The 22,485-nt window shown below is 68.5% G+C and carries 23 protein-coding genes; 18 read left to right on the top strand and 5 right to left on the bottom strand.

Annotated elements, in window-relative coordinates; genetic code table 11:
* The 5 genes from AGI3411_RS22825 to AGI3411_RS22845 all read left to right on the top strand — a co-directional run bounded on the left by AGI3411_RS22825 (window position 1) and on the right by AGI3411_RS22845 (window position 4,769).
* On the top strand, window positions 1-858 hold the full coding sequence (locus AGI3411_RS22825) for an enoyl-CoA hydratase family protein (RefSeq protein ID WP_129529617.1): 858 nt from the start codon (window positions 1-3) through the stop codon (window positions 856-858).
* A gap of 137 nt (window positions 859-995) precedes the next feature.
* Window positions 996-2,165: an acyl-CoA dehydrogenase family protein gene (locus AGI3411_RS22830; protein ID WP_129529618.1), complete on the top strand. Its 1,170-nt coding sequence runs from the start codon at window positions 996-998 to the stop codon at window positions 2,163-2,165.
* Window positions 2,166-2,227: 62 nt separating this feature from the next.
* Window positions 2,228-3,868, top strand: coding sequence for an AMP-binding protein (locus tag AGI3411_RS22835; protein ID WP_129529619.1), 1,641 nt, complete (start codon window positions 2,228-2,230; stop codon window positions 3,866-3,868).
* A 20-nt stretch (window positions 3,869-3,888) separates the two neighbouring features.
* Complete coding sequence (locus tag AGI3411_RS22840; protein WP_129529620.1) at window positions 3,889-4,314, top strand: acyl-CoA thioesterase; 426 nt, start codon at window positions 3,889-3,891, stop codon at window positions 4,312-4,314.
* Between the two features lie 50 nt (window positions 4,315-4,364).
* On the top strand, window positions 4,365-4,769 hold the full coding sequence (locus tag AGI3411_RS22845) for a RidA family protein (RefSeq protein ID WP_129529621.1): 405 nt from the start codon (window positions 4,365-4,367) through the stop codon (window positions 4,767-4,769).
* Window positions 4,770-5,301: 532 nt separating this feature from the next.
* On the opposite strand, the gene AGI3411_RS22850 is transcribed toward AGI3411_RS22845, so the two are convergent.
* Window positions 5,302-6,288 (bottom strand): AraC family transcriptional regulator, encoded by a 987-nt coding sequence (locus tag AGI3411_RS22850; protein ID WP_129529622.1) that lies wholly within the window; start codon window positions 6,286-6,288, stop codon window positions 5,302-5,304.
* A 288-nt stretch (window positions 6,289-6,576) separates the two neighbouring features.
* On the opposite strand from AGI3411_RS22850, the gene AGI3411_RS22855 reads away from it, so the two are divergent.
* Genes AGI3411_RS22855 through AGI3411_RS22880 form a run of 6 tightly spaced genes read left to right on the top strand, consistent with a single transcriptional unit; the run spans window position 6,577 to window position 12,338 of the window.
* Window positions 6,577-7,755, top strand: a complete 1,179-nt coding sequence (locus tag AGI3411_RS22855) for an ABC transporter substrate-binding protein (RefSeq protein ID WP_129529623.1) — start codon at window positions 6,577-6,579, stop codon at window positions 7,753-7,755.
* Window positions 7,756-7,783: 28 nt separating this feature from the next.
* A complete protein-coding gene (locus tag AGI3411_RS22860; RefSeq protein WP_129529624.1) occupies window positions 7,784-9,028 on the top strand; it encodes a dienelactone hydrolase family protein in 1,245 nt (414 codons plus the stop codon).
* A 9-nt stretch (window positions 9,029-9,037) separates the two neighbouring features.
* Entirely contained in the window at window positions 9,038-10,384 is a 1,347-nt protein-coding gene (locus AGI3411_RS22865) for an aromatic ring-hydroxylating dioxygenase subunit alpha (RefSeq protein WP_129529625.1), read from the top strand.
* Window positions 10,375-10,908, top strand: coding sequence for an aromatic-ring-hydroxylating dioxygenase subunit beta (locus AGI3411_RS22870; RefSeq protein ID WP_129529626.1), 534 nt, complete (start codon window positions 10,375-10,377; stop codon window positions 10,906-10,908). The genes AGI3411_RS22865 and AGI3411_RS22870 overlap by 10 nt, the downstream gene beginning before the upstream one ends.
* Window positions 10,905-11,522 (top strand): cysteine hydrolase family protein, encoded by a 618-nt coding sequence (locus AGI3411_RS22875; RefSeq protein ID WP_129529627.1) that lies wholly within the window; start codon window positions 10,905-10,907, stop codon window positions 11,520-11,522. The genes AGI3411_RS22870 and AGI3411_RS22875 overlap by 4 nt, the downstream gene beginning before the upstream one ends.
* A 9-nt stretch (window positions 11,523-11,531) precedes the next feature.
* Entirely contained in the window at window positions 11,532-12,338 is an 807-nt protein-coding gene (locus AGI3411_RS22880; RefSeq protein WP_129529628.1) for an SDR family oxidoreductase, read from the top strand.
* 25 nt (window positions 12,339-12,363) lie between these two features.
* Here the strand turns inward: AGI3411_RS22880 and AGI3411_RS22885 are convergent, their stop codons facing one another.
* On the bottom strand, window positions 12,364-14,100 hold the full coding sequence (locus AGI3411_RS22885; RefSeq protein WP_129529629.1) for a DUF342 domain-containing protein: 1,737 nt from the start codon (window positions 14,098-14,100) through the stop codon (window positions 12,364-12,366).
* Window positions 14,101-14,365: 265 nt separating this feature from the next.
* On the opposite strand from AGI3411_RS22885, the gene AGI3411_RS22890 reads away from it, so the two are divergent.
* Window positions 14,366-15,118 (top strand): lytic transglycosylase domain-containing protein, encoded by a 753-nt coding sequence (locus AGI3411_RS22890; RefSeq protein WP_129529630.1) that lies wholly within the window; start codon window positions 14,366-14,368, stop codon window positions 15,116-15,118.
* Between the two features lie 36 nt (window positions 15,119-15,154).
* Here the strand turns inward: AGI3411_RS22890 and hemL are convergent, their stop codons facing one another.
* From hemL to AGI3411_RS22905, 3 genes are read right to left on the bottom strand one after another with little or no spacing between them, the layout of a single operon-like run.
* A complete protein-coding gene (hemL, locus tag AGI3411_RS22895) occupies window positions 15,155-16,432 on the bottom strand; it encodes a glutamate-1-semialdehyde 2,1-aminomutase (protein ID WP_129529631.1) in 1,278 nt (425 codons plus the stop codon).
* Between the two features lie 5 nt (window positions 16,433-16,437).
* A complete protein-coding gene (thiE, locus tag AGI3411_RS22900; RefSeq protein ID WP_129529632.1) occupies window positions 16,438-17,103 on the bottom strand; it encodes a thiamine phosphate synthase in 666 nt (221 codons plus the stop codon).
* Complete coding sequence (locus AGI3411_RS22905; protein WP_129529633.1) at window positions 17,100-17,909, bottom strand: hydroxymethylpyrimidine/phosphomethylpyrimidine kinase; 810 nt, start codon at window positions 17,907-17,909, stop codon at window positions 17,100-17,102. The genes thiE and AGI3411_RS22905 overlap by 4 nt, the downstream gene beginning before the upstream one ends.
* Before the next feature lie 155 nt (window positions 17,910-18,064).
* Between AGI3411_RS22905 and AGI3411_RS22910 the strand changes: the two genes are divergently transcribed.
* From AGI3411_RS22910 to AGI3411_RS22935, 6 genes are all read left to right on the top strand, one after another.
* Entirely contained in the window at window positions 18,065-18,229 is a 165-nt protein-coding gene (locus AGI3411_RS22910; protein WP_003814980.1) for a rubredoxin, read from the top strand.
* Window positions 18,230-18,380: 151 nt separating this feature from the next.
* The gene (locus AGI3411_RS22915; protein WP_129529634.1) at window positions 18,381-18,968 is read left to right on the top strand and encodes a YqgE/AlgH family protein; all 588 of its coding nucleotides are present in this window, start codon (window positions 18,381-18,383) and stop codon (window positions 18,966-18,968) included.
* Window positions 18,961-19,362 carry a Holliday junction resolvase RuvX gene (ruvX, locus tag AGI3411_RS22920; RefSeq protein ID WP_129529635.1) on the top strand — a complete coding sequence of 134 codons (402 nt, stop codon included), beginning with the start codon at window positions 18,961-18,963 and terminating at the stop codon, window positions 19,360-19,362. Before AGI3411_RS22915 ends, ruvX begins: the two co-directional genes overlap by 8 nt.
* A gap of 21 nt (window positions 19,363-19,383) precedes the next feature.
* On the top strand, window positions 19,384-20,301 hold the full coding sequence (locus AGI3411_RS22925) for an aspartate carbamoyltransferase (protein WP_129529636.1): 918 nt from the start codon (window positions 19,384-19,386) through the stop codon (window positions 20,299-20,301).
* Window positions 20,298-21,587, top strand: coding sequence for a dihydroorotase (locus AGI3411_RS22930; RefSeq protein ID WP_129529637.1), 1,290 nt, complete (start codon window positions 20,298-20,300; stop codon window positions 21,585-21,587). Before AGI3411_RS22925 ends, AGI3411_RS22930 begins: the two co-directional genes overlap by 4 nt.
* Window positions 21,584-22,324: a lysophospholipid acyltransferase family protein gene (locus tag AGI3411_RS22935; protein ID WP_129529638.1), complete on the top strand. Its 741-nt coding sequence runs from the start codon at window positions 21,584-21,586 to the stop codon at window positions 22,322-22,324. The genes AGI3411_RS22930 and AGI3411_RS22935 overlap by 4 nt, the downstream gene beginning before the upstream one ends.
* Window positions 22,325-22,485: the final 161 nt, after the last annotated feature.

The raw sequence follows: 22,485 nt of genomic DNA on the forward strand, positions 1-22,485 counted from the left end.
ATGAGCACCCAGCCCGAAGAACACACCATGAAGCACCACAAGCGCCCGTTCGCCGCTTACCAGGCGAAGACGTTCCTGTGGCAGGTGTCGGCCGACGGCAAGGTCGGCACGGTCACCCTGAACCGTCCCGAGCGCAAGAACCCGCTGACGTTCGACTCCTATGCCGAGCTGCGGGACCTGTTCCGGTCGCTGGTGTACGCCACCGACATCAAGGTCGTCGTGGTGACGGGCGCGGGCGGCAACTTCTGCTCGGGCGGCGACGTCCACGAAATCATCGGCCCCCTGACCAAGATGTCCATGCCCGAACTGCTGGACTTCACGCGCATGACGGGCGACCTGGTCAAGGCCATGCGCGCCTGCCCGCAGCCCATTGTGGCGGCGGTCGACGGCGTTTGCGCTGGCGCGGGTGCGATGGTCGCGCTGGCGTCCGACATGCGCCTGGGCACGCCCGCGGCGCGCACGGCCTTCCTGTTCACGCGGGTAGGCCTGGCCGGCGCCGACATGGGCGCCTGCACGCTGCTGCCGCGCATGATCGGCCAGGGCCGCGCGTCCGAGCTGCTGTACACGGGCCGCGCCATGACGGCGGAAGAGGGCGCCAGCTGGGGCTTCTTCAATGCCTTGCACGAGTCCGGCGCGCTGGCCGATGCCGCGCAGACGCTGGCCGCGCAACTGGCCGCGGGCCCGACGTTCGCCCATGGCGTTACCAAGAAGCTGCTGCACCAGGAATGGAACATGGGCGTGGACGAAGCTATCGAGGCCGAAGCCGAAGCCCAGGCGATCTGCATGCAGACGCGGGATTTCCATCGCGCCTACGAGGCCTTCGTGGCAAAGCAAAAGCCGGTGTTCCAGGGGGACTGATGGCCCACTCCCGAAGCGCCTGCGGCGCTTCCCCTTCAAGGGGGTGCCGGCGGCGGACCGGCGGAGCCGGATCCGCGCGGCCCCGATAGGGTGCAGGAACCCGGGATCGAAATGGTTGGATGCGATGAGGAATCTAGATGAGTGACATGAGCTGGCTGGATTGGCCCTTTTTCGACGACGCGCACCGCAAGCTTGCGCGCGAGGTCAACGCTTGGTGCGAGCAATCGCTGGGCGACGTCGACCACCATGACGCCGACGCGGCGTGCAAGAAACTGGTGAAGGCCATGGGCCAGGCCGGCTGGCTGCGCTACGCGGTGGCCGGCGGGCCAGGCGGAGCCTGGGGCGGCGCGCTGCCCGAGGTGGATTCGCGCGCTGTCTGCATCCTGCGCGAAACCTTCGCCCGCCATGAAGGGCTGGCGGACTTCGCGTTCGCCATGCAGGGGCTGGGCAGCGGCGCGATCTCGCTCATGGGATCGGACGAGGTCCGCCAGCGCTACCTGCCGCGCGTGGCGCGGGGCGAGGCCATCGCCGCCTTCGCGCTGTCCGAGCCCGACGCGGGGTCGGACGTCGCCGCGCTGGTGTGCGAGGCCAGGCTCGATGGCGACCACTATGTGCTGAACGGCGCCAAGACCTGGATCTCCAACGGCGGCATCGCGGACTTCTATTGCGTCTTCGCCCGTACCGGCGAAGCGCCCGGCGCGCGCGGCATCAGCGCCTTCGTGGTCGATGCCGGCACGCCCGGATTCGAGATCAGCGAGCGTATCGACCTGATCGCCCCGCATCCGCTTGCCACCATCACGTTCGACGACTGCCGCATCCCGGCATCGCACCGGCTGGGCGACGCGGGCCAGGGCTTCAAGCTGGCCATGATGACGCTGGACATCTTCCGCGCCTCCGTGGCGGCTGCCGCGCTGGGTTTTGCGCGCCGGGCGCTGGACGAGGCCCTGGCGCGCGCCAAGTCTCGCCGCATGTTCGGCCAGACCCTGGCCGACCTGCAACTGACGCAAGCCGCGCTGGGCGACATGGCGACCGCCATCGATGCCTCGGCGCTGCTGACGTATCGCGCCGCGTGGATGCGCGACGTGCAGAAGCAACGCACCACGCGTGAAGCGGCAATGGCCAAGATGACGGCCACGGAATCGGCACAGGCCGTGATCGACCGCGCGCTGCAGATGTTCGGCGGCGCGGGCGTGGTGTCGGGGATGCCGGTGGAGAAGCTTTACAGGGAAATCAGAGCGCTGCGTATCTACGAAGGTGCCACCGAAGTGCAGAAGTTGATCATCGCCCGTGAACTGCTGAAGGCGTAAGAGAGCCGCCGCGCTCCGGCGTCCAGGCAAGCAACAACACCGCATTAGCCAAGGGGAATTTCATGGAAGCATCCGCCCACATCGACACTTTCGCCCGGGACAATCTGCCCCCGGGCGAACAATGGCCAGAGTTCCTGCTCGATGGTCCCGACGTGGCCTATCCCAAGCGTTTCAATTGCGCCGTCGAGTTGGTGGACGCCATGGTCGGGCGCGGCTACGGCGACCGCATTGCGCTGCGCTGGCGCCAGGAGGGCAAGCCGGCCGTGATGACCTATCGCGAGCTGGCCGCATTGAGCAACCGCATCGCCCGCGTGCTGACCGAAGACATGGGCCTCGTGCCCGGCAACCGCCTGCTGCTGCGCGGGCCGAACAATCCCATGATGGCCGCGTCCTGGCTGGCCGCGGTCAAAGCGGGCCTGGTCACCGTGCCCACGATGCCGCTGCTGCGGGCCAAAGAGCTCAAGCAGATCATCGAGAAGGCGCAAGTGCAGGCGGTGCTGTGCGACGTCCGCCTGAGGGACGAGGCGGATTTCTGCGCGCAGGCCGGGCACGAGCATCATTGTCCCGCGCTGTCGAAAGTCATGTACTTCAACGACGCCGCGCCCGACGCGCTGGACGCGCTGACCGCGGCCAAGCCGGACGCCTTCGACGCCTGCGACACGTCCGCCGACGATGTCTGCCTGATCGCCTTCACCAGCGGCACCACGGGCGCGCCCAAGGGCTGCATGCACTTTCACCGCGACGTGCTGGCGATGTGCGACCTGTTTCCCAAGCACGTCATCAAGCCGACCGCGGACGACATCTTCTGCGGCACGCCGCCGCTGGCCTTCACCTTCGGCCTGGGCGGCCTGCTGTGCTTCCCGCTGCGAGTGGGCGCCAGCACGGTGCTGGCGGAAAAGCTGTCGCCGGAAAGCCTGCTGGAACTGATCCAGGAATTCCGCGCCACCATCGTCTTCACGGCGCCGACCTTCTACCGGCAGATGGCGGCGCTGGTCGGCAAGTTCGATATTGCTTCGCTGAAGAAGAGCGTTTCCGCCGGCGAGGCCCTGCCCGACGCCACGCGCCAGCTCTGGAAGGAAGCCACCGGCATCGAGATGATCGACGGCATCGGCGGCACGGAAATGATCCACGTGTTCGTGTCCAGCCCGCCCGAGTCCGTGCGCCGCGGCGCGATCGGCCGCGTCGTGCCGGGGTATGTGGCGCAGATCGTGGACGACGAAATGAAGCCGGTGCCCAACGGCACGGTGGGCCGCCTGGCCATCAAGGGCCCCACGGGCTGCCGCTATCTGGCGGACGAACGCCAGCGCCGCTTCGTGCAGGACGGCTGGAACCTGCCCGGCGACACCTTTCTGCAGGACGATGACGGCTATCTGTTCTATCAGGCGCGCAACGACGACATGATCGTTTCCGCGGGCTACAACATCGCCGGCCCGGAAGTCGAGGACGCCCTGCTGCGCCATGAGGCCGTGGCCGAGTGCGGCGTGGTCGGCGCGCCCGACGACGAGCGCGGCCAGGTCGTGAAGGCTTTCGTGGTGCTCAAGCCGGGCTACGAGGCCGGCAGCGAGCTGACCGCTGCCCTGCAGCAGTTCGTCAAGGCCAGCATCGCGCCCTACAAGTACCCCCGCGCCATCGAGTTCGTGGATGCGCTGCCGCGCACGGAGACCGGCAAGCTGCAGCGCTTCGCGCTGCGCAAGATGGCGTGAACAGGCAACAAGGAATCCTCATGGCAGCTCCCTTCATCAGCCAGGTCGAAGTCCGCTTCCGTCATTGCGATCCGGCGGGCATCGTCTTCTATCCCCGCTACTTCGAGATGATCAACGACTTCGTCGAGGAGTGGTTCGACAAGGGCATGGGGCTGCCGTTCCATGCATTGCACGTAGAGAGGCGGATCGGCACGCCGACGGCGTCGGTGCAGTGCGATTTCACCGCGCCCAGCCGCTGGCACGAACGCCTGCGCCAGGTGCTGGAAGTGCAGCGCATCGGCGGCGCCTCGTTCAAGGTGCTGGTGAAGTTCGAAGGGCCGGACGGCCAGCTGCGCCTGTCGGCGACGCTGACCATCGTGACGGTGGATTTGCGGACGATGAAGTCCATGCCGCTGCCTGCGGATCTGCGGGAACGCATGCAGGCTTATCTGGTTCCCGCGGCCTGAGCGGCGGGAACCACCCTGTAGTTTGTTTTTCTTGAAAATAGGATGACGTTATGAAGATTCTGCAACCGCCGGATTGGATGGCGCCCCGGGGCTATTCGAATGGCGTGCTCACCGAGATGCAGGTGGGCAGCAAGCTCGTTTTCGTGGGCGGGCAGGTGGGGTGGAATGGCCAGCAGCAGTTCGAGACGGACGACCTGGCCGACCAGGTGCGCCAGACGCTGGCGAATATCGTGGCGATTCTGGCGGAAGGCGGCGCCAAGCCGGAGCATATCGTCCGGATGACCTGGTACGTGACCGACAAGGACGAGTACGTGGCGGCCTATCCCGACATCGGTAAGCACTACCGGGAGTTGATCGGACGGCATTTCCCGGCGATGACGGCGGTGGAGGTGGCCGATCTGGTCGAGGACCGGGCGAAGGTGGAGATCGAAGTTACGGCGGTGGTGCCGGCTTAGTGATTGCGTAGGCTATTTTTTTGCCTGTTGTTTGAGTTCTTGAGACGCCCGACGCGACGGGGGCCTGGGGCGCGCGGGTCAACGATTGCGGTCCGGAGCCTTCGCTCCGGACTTCCCCGTCGTCATCTTCGTCACCGCCGTTGGCGGTTCCTTCAGATTCCCTCGGGCTTATCGACTCCCCGCGCGCCCCAGGCCCTCGTCGCGCCGGGCTTTTTCAGTTGCAATCTGACGGCCGCTGGGGCGGTGGGTGTGCTTAGGGTTCTGGCTGCGGGCGGGGTGGTGGTGGAGGATCTTTCGATGCCCGCCTCATGCCGGCCGCGCGGGCGGCCGTGTGGGGCTTACGCGGCGTCTTGCGGTTGGTGCTGACGCTGCGCGCCGGTGGCAAGGGGGTAAATAAGTCAGGTGTCCATATGGTCAGGTGTCTGACACCCGTACGAGATGACGTCACGGCTTGCAGAGGTGTTGCCGGGTGTCAGACACCCCCCGCGGGACGACGTTGCCGCCCCGATTGGTGTCAGACACCTGCTCACCGTCACCCCGTCACGCGCCGCGTCTCGCGCGGCAATTCCCCGAAGCGTTCGCGGTAATACTCCGAAAACCGTCCCAAATGCCCGAATCCCACACCCAGCGCGACCTCGGTCACGCTGGCGCCGGCGTTCGACTTCAGCTTCTGCCTTGCCGTGTCCAGCCGCAACGCCCGCAGCGCGTTCATGGGCGTGGTGTCGCGGTGTTCCTGGAACAGGCGCGTCAGCGCGCTGGCGCTGGCGCCGGCGTGGCGGGCGATGTCGATCAGGGTCAGGGGGGCGGACAGGTGCTCGCGCATGTAGGACTCGGCCAGCGTCAGGCGGCGCGGGAGCGCCGGGGCCAGGCCTGCGCGCGCCTGCCAGCTGTTCGGCTGGTTGTAGAGCAGATGCAGCATCAGGGTGTCTTCCAAGTGTTCCAGCCAGGCCGCGGGCGGACGGGGCGCGCCGTCGTCCAGCGTGGGCAGCAGATGGATCAGGCTTGCGACCATACTGCACCAGGCGGCGCCAATGGGCGTGTCCAGGCGCAGCGCGGGGCTGAAGTCGAGCGGGCCGGTGGCGGCCTCGCCGAAGGCGCGCAACCCAATGGCTTCGAGCTTGCCGCGCGGAATCTTGAGCAGCAGCTGCTCGCAGCCGGCCTCCCAGTGCAGCCGTAGCGGGCGGTTGGGGGCGATGACGGCGGCGCAGTCGGGGTCGGCGTCGACCCGGTCGCTGCCGCATTCGATACAGGCGCGGCCCCGCAGCGGCACCTGCACCAGCATGAAGTCCTGCAGCCGGTCGGGTTCGATGTGGACTTCGGCGCCGTAGCGCAGGGTACAGACCGTGAGGGATCCGAAGCGGGCCCGGTTCAGTTCAGCGTCCACCCGGCCGCCCTTCCAGGTCAGGCGGTGCTCCTTCAGGGCTTCCGACACGAGCGTCCGTGTTTCGTCCTGCTGAGTGGAGCTGAAGACGCGCCGCTTCAACAGGGGCGCCAGCGTGAGTCGTGACCAGCCATGCATGCATGTCTCCGGGACGGGAACCCTCCCGTATCTCAGGCCAGGGTAATTTAAACGTCAAGCGCTTGGAATTAAGTGAATCCCGGATAAGACTGACAGTAATTGGATAGAGCCGGCCCCGCTGCCGGCCTAATCTAGTGTTTGGCCGCGAAGGCAAAAGCGGCCCCCTTGGGGGGGCGGCAAGCCGAAGGCGCAGCGTCGGAACGTTGTACAGCAGCATGCGTTAACCGAGGGCAGACGGGTTCTGTCAGCTTTCCGCCGGCGGGGCCGGCGGGGAAAACGGGGTGGCTCATGAATCGAAATCTATGGTGCCGACGCGCGCTGGCAGCGCTGGCGTGCATGGCTGCCGCGGCGAATGCGCCGGCAGCCGACAAGATCAAAGTGGGCCTGCTGACCACGCTGTCCGGGCCCGGAGCGGCGCTGGGCAACGAGATCCGCGACGGCTTCAATCTTGCGCTGCAACATACCGGCGGCAAGCTCGGCGGGCTGCCGGCGGAGGTGGTGGTGGCGGACGACCAGCAGAAGGCCGACACCGGCCGTCAGGCGGTGGAACGCCTGCTCAAGCGGGATCAGGTGGACGTCATGACCGGCATTGTGTTCTCGAATGTGCTGCTGCCCGTGATGCCCGCCATCCTGCAATCGGGCACCATCTACCTGAGCACCAACACCGGCCCGGAAAACTACGCCGGCGCGGGCTGTAACCCCAATTTCTTCGCGGTCGCCTGGCAGAACGAGGACATCCCGGCCGCAATGGGCAAGTACGCCGCCGACCAGGGCTACAAGCGGGTGGCGCTGATCGCGCCCGACTACCCCGGCGGCCGCGAATCGCTCAACGGCTTCAAGCGCCTGTACAAGGGCGGATTGTCCGAGGAGATCTACACCCAGCTGGGCCAGCTGGACTACGGCGTCGAGATCACGCGCCTGCGCGCCAGCAAGCCCGACGCGGTGTTCTTCTTCCTGCCGGGCGGCATGGGCGTGAACTTCATCAAGCAATTCAACGGCGCGGGCCTGAGCAAGGAAATCGCGCTGCTGGCGCCCGGTTTCTCGGGCGATGAAGACACGATCGCCGCCGTTGGCGCGCCCATCGAGGGCCTGCGCAACACGTCCCAGTGGGCCGCCGACCTGGACAATCCGGCCAACCGCAAGTTCGTCGAGGATTTCACGAAGGCCTACAAGCGCAGCCCCACGCTGTACGCATCCCAGGGCTATGACGCGGCCATGCTGCTGGACAGCGCGGTGCGCCAGACCGGCGGCAAGCTGGACGCCGATGCCCTGCGCCCGGCTTTGCGGCGCGCGGATTTCAAGTCCGTGCGGGGCGACTTCAAATTCAACAGCAATCAATATCCGGTGCAGAACTACTACCTGCGCATCGTCGAGGCGGGCGCGGGGGGAAAGCTGTCCAACAAGCTGTCGGGCACGGTGCTGACGCAGTACCAGGATCCGTTCGCCGCTTCCTGCCGGATGAAGTAGGGCGGGCGCCCGCAACAAGGAGAGACGCATGACCCCGAGCATTACGACGCGCGACGTGACGGTCGCCTCGCATGATGGAAAATCCTTCGGCGCCTATCTGGCCGTTCCGGCGTCCGGGCACGGCCCGGGCCTGGTGCTGTGCCAGGAGATCTTCGGCGTAAACGGCTTCATGCGCCGCGCCGCGCAATTGCTGGCCGAAGAGGGCTACGTGGTGCTGGTGCCCGACCTGTTCTGGCGCCAGCAGCCGGGCATCCAGCTGACGGACGGTCCGGCCGACATGCCGCGCGCCTTCGAGCTCTACAAGGGCTTCGATGTGGAGCTGGGCCTGCGCGACATCGCGTCGGCCATTGCCGCGCTGCGCGAGCTGCCCGAGCACTGCGGCGGCGTGGGCGTGCTGGGCTATTGCCTGGGCGGCAAGCTGGCCTACCTGGCCGCCTGCCGCACCGAGGTGGACGTGGCCGTGGGCTACTACGGCGTGGGCATCGAAGACAGCCTGGACGAAGCCGCCGGGCTGCGCGGCAGGCTGGTGCTGCACATTGCCGAGCAGGACGGCTTCTGTCCGCCGGCGGCGCGCCAGCGCATCCTGGAGGCGCTGGGCGGCAAGCCCGGCGTGGAGCTTTACGTCTATCCGGGCATGGATCACGCGTTCGCGCGCACGGGCGGCGACCACTACGACAAGCCGTCCGCGATGATGGCGCACCAGCGCAGCATGGCGGCGCTGCAGCGCGCCATCGGGCCGGAGTTCGACTACTCCTACCTGTGGGACAAGCACTGCGAGTACGAGTTCGGCACGCGCGACGTGGCGGCCACGATGGCTACCATGGTGGCGGAGCCCTACGTGAACCATATCCCCACCATGACCGGGGGCGTGGGCCACAAGGAACTGAGCCGCTTCTACCAGCACCATTTCGTCAATAGCAACCCGCCGGACACCCGGCTGGTGCCGCTGTCGCGCACGGTGGGCGCCACGCAGATCGTGGACGAGCTGCTGTTCTGCTTCACGCACACCACCGAAATCGATTGGATGCTGCCCGGGGTGCCCCCTACCGGCAAGTACGTGGAAATTCCGCTGGTGGCCATCGTCAAGTTCCGCGGCGACAAGCTCTATCACGAGCACATCTATTGGGATCAGGCCAGCGTGCTGGTCCAGGTGGGCCTGCTGGATCCCAAGGGCCTGCCGGCGGCAGGCCGCGAGACGGCGGCAAAGCTGCTGGACGAAACGCTGCCGTCCAACACCCTGATGGCGCGCTGGAAAGACAGCGAAGGCAAATAGGAGGCAGCCATGGCATACACCGAAGCGCAATTGGCGGCCATGGTGCGCGGCGACAGCGTGCACCGCGCCGTCTATACCGATCCGGCGATTTTCGACCTGGAGATGCAGCGCATCTACGGCCGGGCGTGGGTCTACGTGGGGCATGAAAGCCAGGTGCCGAAAACGGGCGACTACCACACCACCCGCCTGGGAGACCAGGACGTGCTGATGGTGCGGGCGTCCGACGGCCGCGTGCATGTGCTGTATAACCGCTGCCCCCACAAGGGCGCGAAGGTGGTGGCCGATGGCGACGGCTGCGCCGGAAAGTTCTTCCGCTGCCCCTACCATGCCTGGACGTTCAAGCTGGACGGCAGCCACCTCGGCGTGCCGCTCAAGCAGGGCCTGGAGGGCACCGCCTACGATCCGGCCGACCCGTCGTTCTCGATGCGGCGGCTACCGCGCGTGGAGAGCTACCGCGGTTTCGTGTTCGCCAGCCAGTCGGCGCAGGGCCAGGAGCTGGAAGCGTTCCTGGGTGGCGTGCGTTCGTCCATCGACAATCTCTGCGACCGTTCGCCGGTGGGCGAGGTGGAAGTGGCCGGCGGCATTTTCCGCGTCATGCAGCGGTCGAACTGGAAGGTGTTCTACGAGAACCTGCACGACACCATGCACGCCCGCGTCACGCACGAATCCTCATACGCCGCGGCCCGCGACGAGGCCAAGGAGATCGGCGAGATGCCGCTGGAGCTCCACATCATGGACGGCAACGGCGAACCCTATGAGTTCTGGGAAAAGCTGGAACTGCGCGCCTATGCCAACGGCCACGGTTACATGGAAGGCATCTTCAATCCAGGCGCGGCCGAGCGCGATCCGGTGTCGCGCGCGCACTTCGAAACGCTGACAGCCGCCTACGGCGAAACGCGAGCCCGCGAGATCCTGGGCATGAACCGGCACAACACCGTCATCTATGGCAGCGGCTCGCCCCACACCGTGTTCCAGCAGTTCCGCGTGATTCGCCCCATCGCGGTGGACCGGACGATGATCGAGATCCAGACGTTCCGCTGCAAGGGCGCGCCGGACGGCGTGTTCAAGCGCGCCATGCTGTATGCCAACGTCATCAATTCGCCTTCGTCCAACGTCATGCCGGACGACATCGAGCTCTATAACCGCTGCCAGGAAGGCAACGCTACGCGCGGCGGCGATTGGGTCAGCATGCACCGTTACCACGGCACCGACCGCAGCGACGCCGACGGGATGGTGTCGCAGAACGGCACCAGCGAACTGCCGATGCGCAACCAGTTCCACGCCTGGAAGACCTATATGGAAGCCGGCGCCGCCCCGACGGGCGCGGCCGGCACGGGAGACCAAGCATGCTGCTAGACCTTGATTTCGACGTGGCGACAGATGCCCTGTCGCCCGCCGACGTGCCGGCCGATGCCTACCACCGCATCGCGCAATTCCTGTATCGCGAGGCCCGCCTGCTGGACGAACGCCGCCATGCCGACTGGCAGGCGCTGTGGACGCAGGACGGCATGTACTGGATGCCGCGCACGCCCGGCCAGCAAAGCCCCTACGACCACATCTCGCTGTTCTGGGAGGACCGCATGCTGCGCGACGTGCGCATCCGGCGGCTGGAACACCCCCGCAACTGGTCGCAGCAGCCGCCCACCCGCAGCGCGCGGCTGGTGGGCAGCGTGCAGGTGGAGGGCGTGGACGCGGGCGGCAACCTGGTCGTGCATTCCGTCTTCCAGATGACCGAATGGCGCAAGCGCGAGCCTCGCCAGCTGGCCGGCCGCTATACCCACAAGCTGGCTGCCGAGGGCGACGGCTGGCGCATCCGCATGAAGCGGGTGGACCTGGTCAATTGCGACGACGTGCATGACGTGTTCGAGGGGTTCGTGTGACGGCGGCGCCTGACGTGGCGGTGCTGGCGCTGCACTACCAGAACGACGTGCTGCATCCCGACGGAAAGATCCGCGTCGGGCTCAATGGCGATGGGACCGCGCGCCAGCGCCTCCTGGACAACGCCGCCGCATTGCTGAACGGCGCGCGGGCCAGCGGGCTGCCCATCGTGCACGTGCGCATCGCCTTTCGGCCGGACTACGCCGATCTGCTGGCCAATTGCGCCATTTTCCGCAACGTGGCCGCGATCGGCGCGGTGGCGGAAGGGCAGTGGGGCAGCGCCTTCTATGAAGGGTTGCAGCCATTGGCCGGCAGCGCGCGCGAGTTCGTGGTGAAGCACACCCGCATCAGCGCCTTCTACGGCACGCCGCTGGAAGAGACGCTGCGGGTGCTGGGCGCGCGCCGGCTGGTGGTGGCCGGGGTCGCCACGCATTCGGTGGTCGAGGGCACGGTGCGCCACGCGGCCGACATCGGCTTCGACGTGATGGTCGCGCAAGACGCCTGCGCCTCGGCCGACCCGGCGGTGCACGAAGCCTCGCTGGCCAGCATGCGCCTGATCGCGCGGACCGGCCCGGTGGCGGAGGCGCTGCGCTGGGCGGGGGCGCCCGACAACTAAGGAAGATTCATGGATTTCACAGGATTTCCCGGCCTGGCGGGCAAGACCGCCATTGTGACCGGCAGCACCCAGGGGCTGGGCGCGGACATTGCGCGCGGGCTGGCCGCGGCTGGCGCGAAGGTGGTGCTGGTCGGGCGCAACGCCGAGGCCGGACGGGCGCTGGAACAGGACCTGCAAGGCCGGGCGCTGTATTGCGAGACCGACATCGGCCAGGACAGCCAGATACGGCGTTGCATCGACGCGGCCCTGGCGCGCTTCGGGCGGCTGGACATCCTGGTCAACAACGCCTGCCAGTACGCGGACCGGGGGCTGGCCTCGTCCCGCGAGGAATGGCACCAGACGCTGGACACGAACCTGGTGTCGGCGGCCATCTTCACGCAGCTGGCGGCGCCGCTGCTGCCGCGCGGCGGCGTGGTGGTGAATATGGGCAGCACGGGCGGCAAGTTCGGCGCTGCCGGGCGGGCGTTGTATCCGGCGTCCAAGGCAGCGCTGCTGCAGATCACCAAGAACTTCGCCGTGGAATTGGCGCCGGCGGGCGTGCGGGTGCTGGCGGTGTCGCCCGCCTGGACGTGGTCGCCGTCGGTGGAGCAGTTGTCGGGCGGATCGCGCGAGGCGGCCGACGCCGTGGGCGCGCATTTCCATCCGCTGGGCCGGGTCGGATCGGGCGAGGAGATCGCCGCTGCCGTGTGTTTCGCCTGCTCCGACGCGGCGTCCTGGATGACGGGTGTGGATATCCCGGTGGACGGCGGCTTTTCGATCCTGGGGCCCGATCGCGGCATTTCGCCACGGGCCTGGTTCAAGGAGCTGGCTCCCTAGCGCCAGCGTACCCCCGGGGGCGGTGTCAGCGGATGACGATCTGCCCTTCTTCCAGCCCGGCCTTGCCGCCGATCTGGTCTTCCAGGAATTCCTGCATCTTGTTGCCCAGCTGAATCGTTACGCCGCTGCAGAAGCGCTTGGCGGCGGCGATGGTGGCGGTTTGCAGGGGCTGCAGTTCGCGCGCCAACTGGGCTTCCTCCGCGTCCAGCTCCAGCAGCTCGTGGCCGAGTTTGGCGTGGGTGTTGCGCGCGCGTTCCGCCACGTCGCCCGGAGCGCGCTGCGGATTGGCGTGCAGGAAGGTCAGCAGCTTTTCCAGCTTGGCCTTTTCTTCGTTCATCTGCTGGCGCTTGCGCGTCAGCGCCGAGCGCTTGATATCGGCGTGCGGGTCCAGGCCGGCCTGCACCAGCGTCGGGATGCCGGACGCGGCGCCGATGGTGCCCGCGCGCACGCCTTGCAGGGCACGGGTCTGCCCGCCCGCGATGGCGCTTTGCTGGGTATTGGGCGGGCCGACGTTGATGCTGCCGCCGGCGGCGATATTGCTCTGGCGGATTTCGCGCTCTACCTCCACGTCCTTGCCGGCGCTGACGATCGCGTTGGCGATGAACTTGGCGCGCAGCGCCCCGCCACAGACGATGCGGGCGGTGCGCGCGGCGGCGGCGGCATCCTGCAGGGCCTCGGCCGTGCCGATGACGCCGCCCTTGACCGTGACGCTGCCGCCGGCCTCCACCAGCGCCGCCTCCATTGTGCCGTTGACGACCACGTCGCCGGTCACGCGGACTTCCATGGTGGCGCTGATGTCGCCGCGCACTTGCAGCGACCCTTCGAAATTGATGTTGCCGGTGGACAGGTTGACGGCGTCCACTTCGACCATGGGGTTTACTTGCACGCCGTAGCTGACCAGGGTTGGCGTGCCGGCGATGGCGGCGCGCAGCAGCAGCGGATCGTCCGGATCGATTTCCACGCCAGTCAGGTCCTTGGCGAAGGGCGTGTCGGGCATTTCATCGGGGAGGACGGGCTCGCCCAGCACGTCGATGCCATCCACGCCAGGCAACGGGGGCGAGCGCCGCATCAGCGGCGTGCCGGGCGATACCAGCAACAGGTTGCCCAGGTCGCGGTAGTCCACCTGGGCCAGTTCGTCGATGTCTTCGCCACGGGGTCTCAGGCGGTCCAGCAGGCTTTCGAAGCGGGTGGGGGTGCCGCGGGTGGGCGGCGTGCCCTGGGCGATCAGCACGGTTTCCCGGGCGGCCCGTTCGACGGCCTCGGCCAGTTGGCGTTCCAGCACGCCGTGGACGATGCCTTGGTCCGCCAGCGTCTGGCGCACGGCTTCCAACGCGACGGGCTTGCCGCCCTTGGGGGGATGCAGGGTCAGCAGCACCGACATGCGCGCGGGGTCCAGTTCCACTTCGAAGCTGCCATCGACGACCATGCCGATCGGGCCCGCGACGGTTTCCTGGGCATTGCGGCATTGCTCGATAAAGGCCAGGACCGCCTGGCTGTCCAGCGCCTCGGCGGTCCAGCCCTGCGCGACAGCGGCGGCGGACAGCGTGTCCCAGGTGGGCAGGTCGGGGTGGAAAGGGCGGGCTTCGGTGGCCGGGTCGGCGGGCGCGATGTCGCCGCCGTCATCGTCGGCCGCCGGGCCGCCCGGAAGAAGGGCATCCGCCGCCCCGTCAGCCGGGGTGGGGCGAGGCGGCGGCGTGTAGCTTGCCGTCAGGACCTGGGTTGTGGCGTCCAGCGATAGCCGGAGCATGTTTGTTGCGTCCATCTCAGCCTCTCCCGCTTGGCGCTGGCGGCCAAGTTAATTCATTTGGTAATGATGCGAAATATTAAGACATATTCTAACGCAAGCTTCTTGGGCTATTGGAAAGTAGTGTGTAAGGCCGGCCGCAAGCCCTAATTCTGTCCCCTTTTTTCAGCGCCCCGGCGCGCCGGCGCGGGACTAGGACGTTGGCACTAGCGACAAATCGGCGCCGGCGCAGCAGCATAAGCATTCGCCAACGCGTTCCCGGACGCCGCCGGAGCACCGCCCCATGCACTGCCCAGCCCAAACCATTTTTCCGGCCCTGCGCGCCCGTCTGGCGCGCGTCGGGGGCGTGGCGGCGGCGGTAGCCATCGTGGCGGGCGCTCTGGCGCTGGCGCCCACCAGCCCAGCCCAGGCGGCTGATATCTACCGTTACAAGGATCCGTTCGGCGTCTGGAGGGCAATGAAGGTGCCCACGGGCCATGCCAAGTACTACAAGCGGGCGCAGGCCCGCGCCGCATGGCGCAGCGGCGGCGTGAAGGTCTGCATGGCCTGCGACCCCAAGTCCGGCGACGGCGCGCGCCTGGCGGGGCTTGGGCCGACGTCGCGGGCCCTGCAATGGGGAGAGTCCAAGACGCCCACCGCGCACGACGGGCTGATCGCGCGGGCCGCCCAGGATTCGGGGGTGGACCAGGCTTTGCTGACCGCGGTCATTGCGATCGAATCGGGATTCCGCAGCGATGCGCGCTCGCCCAAGGGCGCGCTGGGACTGATGCAGCTGATGCCGGCCACGGCGGCCCCATTGCTGGCCGTGGACGACGTCGAAACCGCGTTGGTGGATCCGGCCACGAACGTGAAGGCCGGGTCGCGCCACCTGCGTAGGCTGATCGACCAGTATCCCGGCCGGCTGGATCTGGCGCTGGCGGCCTACAACGCCGGCGAAGGCGCCGTGCGCAAGTACGACGACGTACCGCCCTACGCGGAAACCCAGGCCTACGTCAGGGACGTCACCGCGCTGTACGAGCGTTACAAAACCCCTTGAAGGGGAGCGGCCGCGAGCCGGCTCCCCGGGCGCCGGTTACATCGACGCGAAGACCTTTTCCGCGATGTCCAGCGTGGACTGGATCACGGCGTCGTCGTGCGTGGCCGAGACGAAGCCGGCCTCGAATGCCGAGGGCGCGAAGTGCACGCCGTGCTCCAGCATGGCGTGGAAGTAGCGGTTGAACGCGGCCGTGTCGCAAGCGGACACCTCGGCGAACGAGGTGGGCACTTTGTCGCTGAAATAGATGCCGAACATGCCGCCCACCGAATCGGCGGAGAAGGCCAGCCCGGCGGCGCGCGCGCGTTCCTGCAGGCCCTGGGCCAGCTTGGCGGTCTGGGCCGACAGCCGTTCGTAGAAACCGGGCGCCGCGATCAGGCGCAGCGTGGCCAGGCCCGCGGCCACGGCCACCGGGTTGCCCGACAGCGTGCCGGCCTGGTAGACGCCGCCCAGCGGGGCGATGTGTTTCATGATGTCGGCGCTGCCGCCGAAGGCGCCGACCGGCATGCCGCCGCCGATCACCTTGGCCAGCGTGGTGAGGTCGGGCTTGACGCCCGTCAGGCCCTGCACGCCTTGCGGGCCCACGCGGAAGCCGGTCATCACTTCGTCGAAAATCAGCAGCGCGCCGTGCTGCGTGCAGACCTCGCGCAGCCCTTCCAGGAAGCCCGGCGCCGGCTTGATCAGGTTCATGTTGCCGGCGACCGGTTCGACGATGATGCAGGCGATGTCGGCGCCATGCTGGGCAAAGGCCTCGCGCACCGCGTCCAGGTTGTTGTATTCCAGGGTCAGCGTGTGCGATACGAACTCCGGCGGCACCCCGGCCGAGCTGGGGTTGCCGAAGGTCAGCAGGCCCGAGCCGGCCTTGACCAGCAGGCTGTCCGAGTGGCCGTGATAGCAGCCTTCGAATTTCACGATCTTGGCGCGGCCGGTGGCGCCGCGCGCCAGGCGGATGGCCGTCATGGTGGCTTCCGTGCCCGAGCTGACCAGGCGCACTTGTTCCAGCGAGGGCAGGCGCGAGATCAAGACCTCGGCCAGTTCGATTTCCGCTTCCGTGGGCGCGCCGAACGACAGGCCGTTGACGGCGGCTTCCTGCACCGCGCGCACGACGTCGGGGTGCGAGTGGCCCAGGATGGCAGGGCCCCACGAACCCACGTAGTCGATGTATTGCTTGTCTTCCGCGTCCCACACGTACGGACCTTGCGCGCGCTTGATGAAGCGCGGCGTGCCGCCCACGGAGCGGAAGGCGCGCACGGGCGAGTTGACGCCGCCGGGGATGCTGCGGCAGGCGCGTTCGAAAAGCTGGGCGTTACTGGACATGGCGTTCAAGGCTTGCGGTTGGGGTTGGCGGAATAGGGCGCTGCGCAGGCCGCCGCGGCGGCGCGGATGCTGGGCGCTTCGAAGAGTCCGGTGATGACGGCGATGGCGTCGGCGCCGGCCTGCGCCACCAGGGGTGCGTTGCCGGGCGTGATGCCGCCGATGGCGACGACCGCGGGGCGCGGGGCGTCGCAGGCGTCCGTCAGGCGGCGGGCCTCGGCCAGGACCGAGAGCGGGGCGCGCACGGTGTCCGGCTTGACCGTCGAGGCGAACATGGCGCCGAAGGCGATGTAGTCCGCGCCGGCGTCGAGCAACGCTTGCGCGCGGGCGAGGTCGTCGTAGCTGGAGCCGCCCAGGATCAGGTCGGGCCCGGCTTCGGCGCGGATGCGCGCCAGGCTGTCGTCGTCGCGGCCGACATGCGCGCCGTCGGCGCCCACGTCGAGCGCGAGGCGCCAATCGTCATTGATCAGGAACACCACGCCCAGTTCGCGGCACAGCGGCGCCAGCGCGCGCGCCTGTTCGGCGCGCACCGCGTCGGGCACGTTCTTGCGGCGCAGCTGCAGCGAACGCATGCCGCCTTCGGCGGCCTTGCGCACGGCCTGCAGCAGGCGTTCGGTGTCGTCCCATTCGGGGGTGACGCCGTACAGGCCGGCGGGAAAACGCAGCGCTTTCATTGCGGGTGAATCCGGTTGGGGATGCGCCGGCCCATGCCCGGCAGGAAGCTGGCGGCGACCGCGGCGTCGGCGTGCGCCAGGCCCTGGCGCACGGCTTCCGGCATCTCCAGGCCGCGGGCCAGCATGGCGGTAATGGCGGTGGCGGCTACGCCGCCCGCATCGCCGTTGCGGTCCGGGGGCGCTTGCCACGGCAGCACGCTGGTCTGGCCATTGGGGCCCAGCAGCATGTTGGCGTAGTGGCCGGGGCGCTGGGGACTGCCCAGGACGAGCACCCATTCCGCGCCCGCCGCCACCAGGGCGTGCATGGGCGACGGTGCGTCCCCGATATCTATGTCGCCGTCGGCGTGCCATTGCGCCAGGCGCAGGTGTTCGATGACCAGCAGGTCGGTCTGGGGCAGCACCAATTCCAGGGTGGCGGCCAGCAGGTCGTCGGCCTCGTCCTCGTCGGCGGCATTGGCCGGCGGCTGGGCGCGCTGGCCCAGGTGCAGGACCAGCGGCACCTGGCTGTAGTCGGCGGCGATCTGCGCGGCGACGCTGGCCGTTTCCGCGGTGTATAGTCCGCCCACCTTGATGGCCTGAACCGACATGTCTTCGAGCAGGCAGCGCGCCTGGTCGTCCAGGAGGTCGGGCGAGACGGGATGGACTTCTTCGATGCCGGCGGTATCGCGCACGGTCAGTGCGGTGACGGCCGCCAGGCCATGGCAGCCCAGGCGGGCGCAGGTAACGGCGTCTGCCGGCAAGCCGTCGGAGCCCGAGGGATCGAGCGGACCGAAGACCAAAACGAGAGGGGGAGTAACGGGGGCCACTTGGACAGCGCTTGAGTAAGGGTACCCGGACTCATTTGCTGCGAATCAGGGGAACCCCTATTGGGTTTCGGTAAGATTGTCCCCATTCTAATGGAAGCCCCTCACCTTTGCCCTGCCGCCGGGGCAAGGACCAGGATTTGATGTAAGAGAGAACTATGCGTACTTGGATGTGTTTGATTTGCGGCTGGGTCTACGATGAAGAGGCCGGCCTGCCCGACGAGGGTATTGCGCCCGGCACGCGCTGGGAAGACGTGCCGCCGAATTGGGTCTGTCCCGAATGCGGCGCGCGCAAAGAGGACTTCGAACTGATGGAAATCTGAAGCGGCACCGCCGACATATTCCGCCAAGGCTCGTAAGATGGGATGTAGCCCCATCCCTCGCAACCGTAGGACGGCCAGCCGCTAGGCATGGTGGGCCGCGTCCGCGCGGCCTGTCCCACGGTTCTCTCAGACTACCCACGAAGGGGTTGCCATGACGGAAAAACAACACGACGAATCCACGACGCAGGCGGCCAATTTCGCCAACCAGTTCCTGATCGCCATGCCGGGCATGGTGGAAGGCAGCCTGGCGGGCTCGGTCATCTACGTCTGCGAACACACCGAGCGCGGCGCGCTGGGCCTGGTCATCAACCGGCCCACCGACCTGACGCTGGGCACCCTGTTCGAGCGCATCGACCTGACGCTCGAGATCGGCCCCGTGAAGGACACCCTGGTTTTCTTCGGCGGCCCGGTGCAGACCGACCGCGGTTTCGTGCTGCACGCGCCCGCCGGCGACTACAGCTCCAGCATCAAGCTGGGCGGCATGGCGCTGACCACCTCGCGCGACGTGCTGCAGGCCGTCGCCGAAGGCAACGGACCGGCCCGCATGCTGGTCACGCTCGGCTATGCGGGCTGGGGCGCGGGCCAGCTCGAAAGCGAGATGGCCCAGAACGCCTGGCTGAGCGTGGGCGCCGACGACAGCATCATCTTCGATGTGCCGCCCGAAGAACGCTACCCCGCCGCCCTGAAGCTGCTGGGCATCGATCCGGTGATGCTGGCGGGCGACGCGGGCCATGCCTGAGGAAACGCTGCTTGCCTTCGATTTCGGCGAGAAGAAGATCGGCATCGCCATCGGCAATACGCTGACGCGCCAGGCGCGTCCGCTGGAAATCATCTTCAGCGAGATCCGAGAGGCGCGCTTCGGCCGCATCGCGGCGCTGCTGCAGGAATGGCAGCCCCGCCGCGTCGTGGTGGGGCTTGCGCTGGACGCCGACGGCGGCGAGCAGCCAGCCACGGCGCGCTGCCGCCGCTTCGCCAATCAATTGCACGGCCGGTTCGGCGTCGCCGTCGAACTGGTGGACGAGCGCGGCTCCAGCATGGAGGCGCAACGCCTGCTGGGGACGCACGCCGCCGATGACGCAATGGCGGCGGCTGTTATCCTGCAACGATATCTGGATACCCTGCCGGCGGCCTGACGCTTGCCGCCCGGCTTGCCTATGCTCAATCCGCAACTCGATCGCCGCGGCGAAATGCTGCATCTGCTGACCACGGAAGGCCTGCCCCGGCGCCATGTCGAGCGGCTGCTGGACGCGGCGCGCGGCATGGGCGCGGGCACCGCGCCGTCCGGTCCCGCCTCGGGTCTGCCGGTCTTCCTTTGCCTGCCGGACGACGCCGCGCAGGATCGGGACGCGTTTGCCGCCGCTGCGGCGAGCCTGTCGCTGCCGTCCGTGCCAGTGGATGCGTCGGCCGGCGGCGCGCTGGCCGCAACCGTTGCCGGCCTGGGGCCGGGCGTGCTGGTGCTGCGCCACGCGGCAAGCGGCGCGGCGCATTGCGCGGCGGCCCACGCGGCGGCGGGCCTGCGCGTTGTCAACGCGGGCGACGGCAGCCATGCCGATCCCCTGCCGGCGCTGGCGTTGGTGCAGGCGATGCTGGAGGCGAAGCAGGACCTGACGAACTTGGCGGTGACGCTGGTGGGCGATGTCCGGCATTCGCGCCTGGCGCGCGCCGTGATCCACGTCATGACCACGCTGGGCGTTCCGGAAGTGGGCGCGGCGGCGCCGCGCACCTTGCTGCCAGACGGCCTGGCGCAATTGGGCGTGCGCGCCTGCGCCTCGCTGGGCGAGGGGCTGCAGGACGCCGACGTCATCATCGTCCTGCCCCTGGACGTGGAGCGGATCAGCGGCGCGCTGCTGCCTTCGGCCCGCGAGTACGCATATGCCTACGGCCTGACGCCGGGCGCGCTGGCCGGCGCCCGGCCTGACGCGCTGCTGCTGCCCGCGGGCGGGCTGGAACCCGGCATCGAGGTCGACGGCGACGTCGCGGCCAGCCTGGCGCCCGTGCAGGCGCGCCTGGCCGAGCTCGAACGGCATTTGCGCCAGGCCGCCCTGGCGGCGCTGGCCGGAGACGCGCCATGAGACTGCATATCGCCAATGGCCGGCTCATCGATCCCGCGAACGGCGTGGACGGGCTGCTGGATCTTTATATTGCCGATGGCCGCGTGGCCGGGGTGGGGCGCCCGCCCGACGGCTTCCAGGCCGACCGCCAACTGGATGCGGCGGGGCTGGCGGTGCTGCCGGGCCTGGTCGATCTGTCGGCGCGGGTGTCGCAGCCCGGCGCGGCCGCCTTCGCGCCCGCCGAACTGCGCGCGGCCCTGGCCGGCGGCGTAACCAGCCTGGTGCTGCCGCCGGATCCCGGCGCGCCGCTGGACGAGCCGGGCAAGGCGGAGGCGCTGATGCGCCATGCGGAGCCGGGGCAGTGCCGCGTGCGCCCGCTGGGCGCGATGACCGTGGGCCTGGCGGGCGAAACGCTGGCGGAAATGGATCTGCTGGCCCGCGCGGGCTGCCTGGCCTATGCGCAAGGGGATAGCGGCATCGCCGATACGCGGGTGCTCTGGGGGGCGATGCGCTACGCCAGTGGCCAGGGCCACACTCTGTGGCTGCGGCCGCAGGACCCATGGCTGGCCCGCGGCGCGGCGGCCGCCAGCGGCGCCTATGCCGAACGCCTGGGCCTGGAGGGGCTGCCGCCGCAGGCGGAGACGGTGGCCCTGCAGACCCTCTTCGAATTGCAGCGCGCCACCGGCGCCCGGCTTCACCTGGCGCGTCTGTCCACGGCGGCGGGGCTGGCGCTGCTGCGGGCGGCGCGGCATGAAGGCTTGCCGGTGACGGCCGACGTGTCCGCCAACAGCCTGCACCTGACCGATGTCGATATCGGCTTTTTCGATACGAATTTCCACCTGTGCCCGCCGCTGCGCGGCCAGCGCGATCGCGATGCCATCCAGGCGGCGCTTGCCGACGGCGTGGTCGACGCCCTGTGTTCGGATCACTCGCCGGTCGACGGGCGCGACAAGGCCGCGCCGTTCCCGCTGACCGAACCGGGGGCGACGGGGCTGGAGCTGTTGCTGTCCCTGGCGTTGAAATGGGCGCGCGACAGCCGCCGGCCCCTGGGCGAGGCGCTGGCCCGCGTCACCAGCGGCCCGGCCGCCGTGCTGGCCCGGATCGCGCCGCTGGCGGCGCCCGCCGGTCAACTGGGCGTGGGTATGCCGGCGGACCTGTGCCTGGCCGACCTGGACGCCGAGTGGCTGGTGACGCCTGGCGCGCTGCAAAGCCGCAGCGGCCACACCCCGTTCGCGGGTATGATGCTGCCCGGCCGTGTACGCGCCACCGTCGTGGGTGGCAGCCTGGCCTGGGAGACTCCGGTTTGAAGCTGCTGCGCTTTGTCCTTAGGCTGTTCCTCGTGTTGCCCTGGATCCTCTTCGGCCTGCTGTGCGTGGGCCTGGTGTATCCGCTGCTCGGGAACGGCAAGCGCGCCTGGCTGAACCGCCGCTGGTCCCGCTGCCTGATGGCGTTCTGTGGGCTGCGCGTGGTCCTGAAGGGCGAACCGCGCCTGACGGGGCCGGTGCTGCTGGTGGCCAACCACGTGTCCTGGATCGACATCTTCGTGCTGAATTCGGCGCGCGCCACCTCGTTCGTCGCCAAGAGCGAAATCCGCAGCTGGCCCGTCATCGGCTGGCTGGTGGCCGGCGCAGGCACGCTGTTCATCGAACGCGGCCAACGCCATGCCGTGCACGCGATGGGCGAAGCCATGCAGGCCCGCTTCAAGCAGGGCGACGCCGTGGGCCTGTTTCCCGAAGGCACGACCAGCGAAGGCTTCGAACTGCTTCCTTTCCACGCCAGCCTGTTCGAACCGGCCCGGGCCGCCGCCGTCGAAATCCAGCCGGTGGCCTTGCGCTTTCTCCAGCACGGCAAACGCAGCGGCTATGCCGCCTTCGTGGGCGAGGAATCCCTGGTCGCCAACCTGTGGCGGGTGCTGGGCGTGACGGGCCTGGCCGTGGAAGTGGTTTTCCTGCCCCCGCTGCCCGCCCGCCACCCGGACGGCAGCCTGCCCACCCGCCTGGAACTCTCCCACCAGGCCCGCGACGCGATTCTGGGCGCGCTGTAGGCCGAGAGGGGCTGCTCTGGGCTTTCGGTTGTGTCAGACACCCGCGAGGCACCGAGGCGCAATGGCATGCGTCTCGTACGGGTGTCAGACACTGGTCCAGGCAGTGTCTGACACCCGAGGAAATGCTGGAACGGCCTGGCGCAGGCCTTTCCGGGCGTCAG

Source organism: Achromobacter agilis (assembly GCF_900496965.1).
GTDB lineage: Bacteria > Pseudomonadota > Gammaproteobacteria > Burkholderiales > Burkholderiaceae_B > Achromobacter > Achromobacter agilis.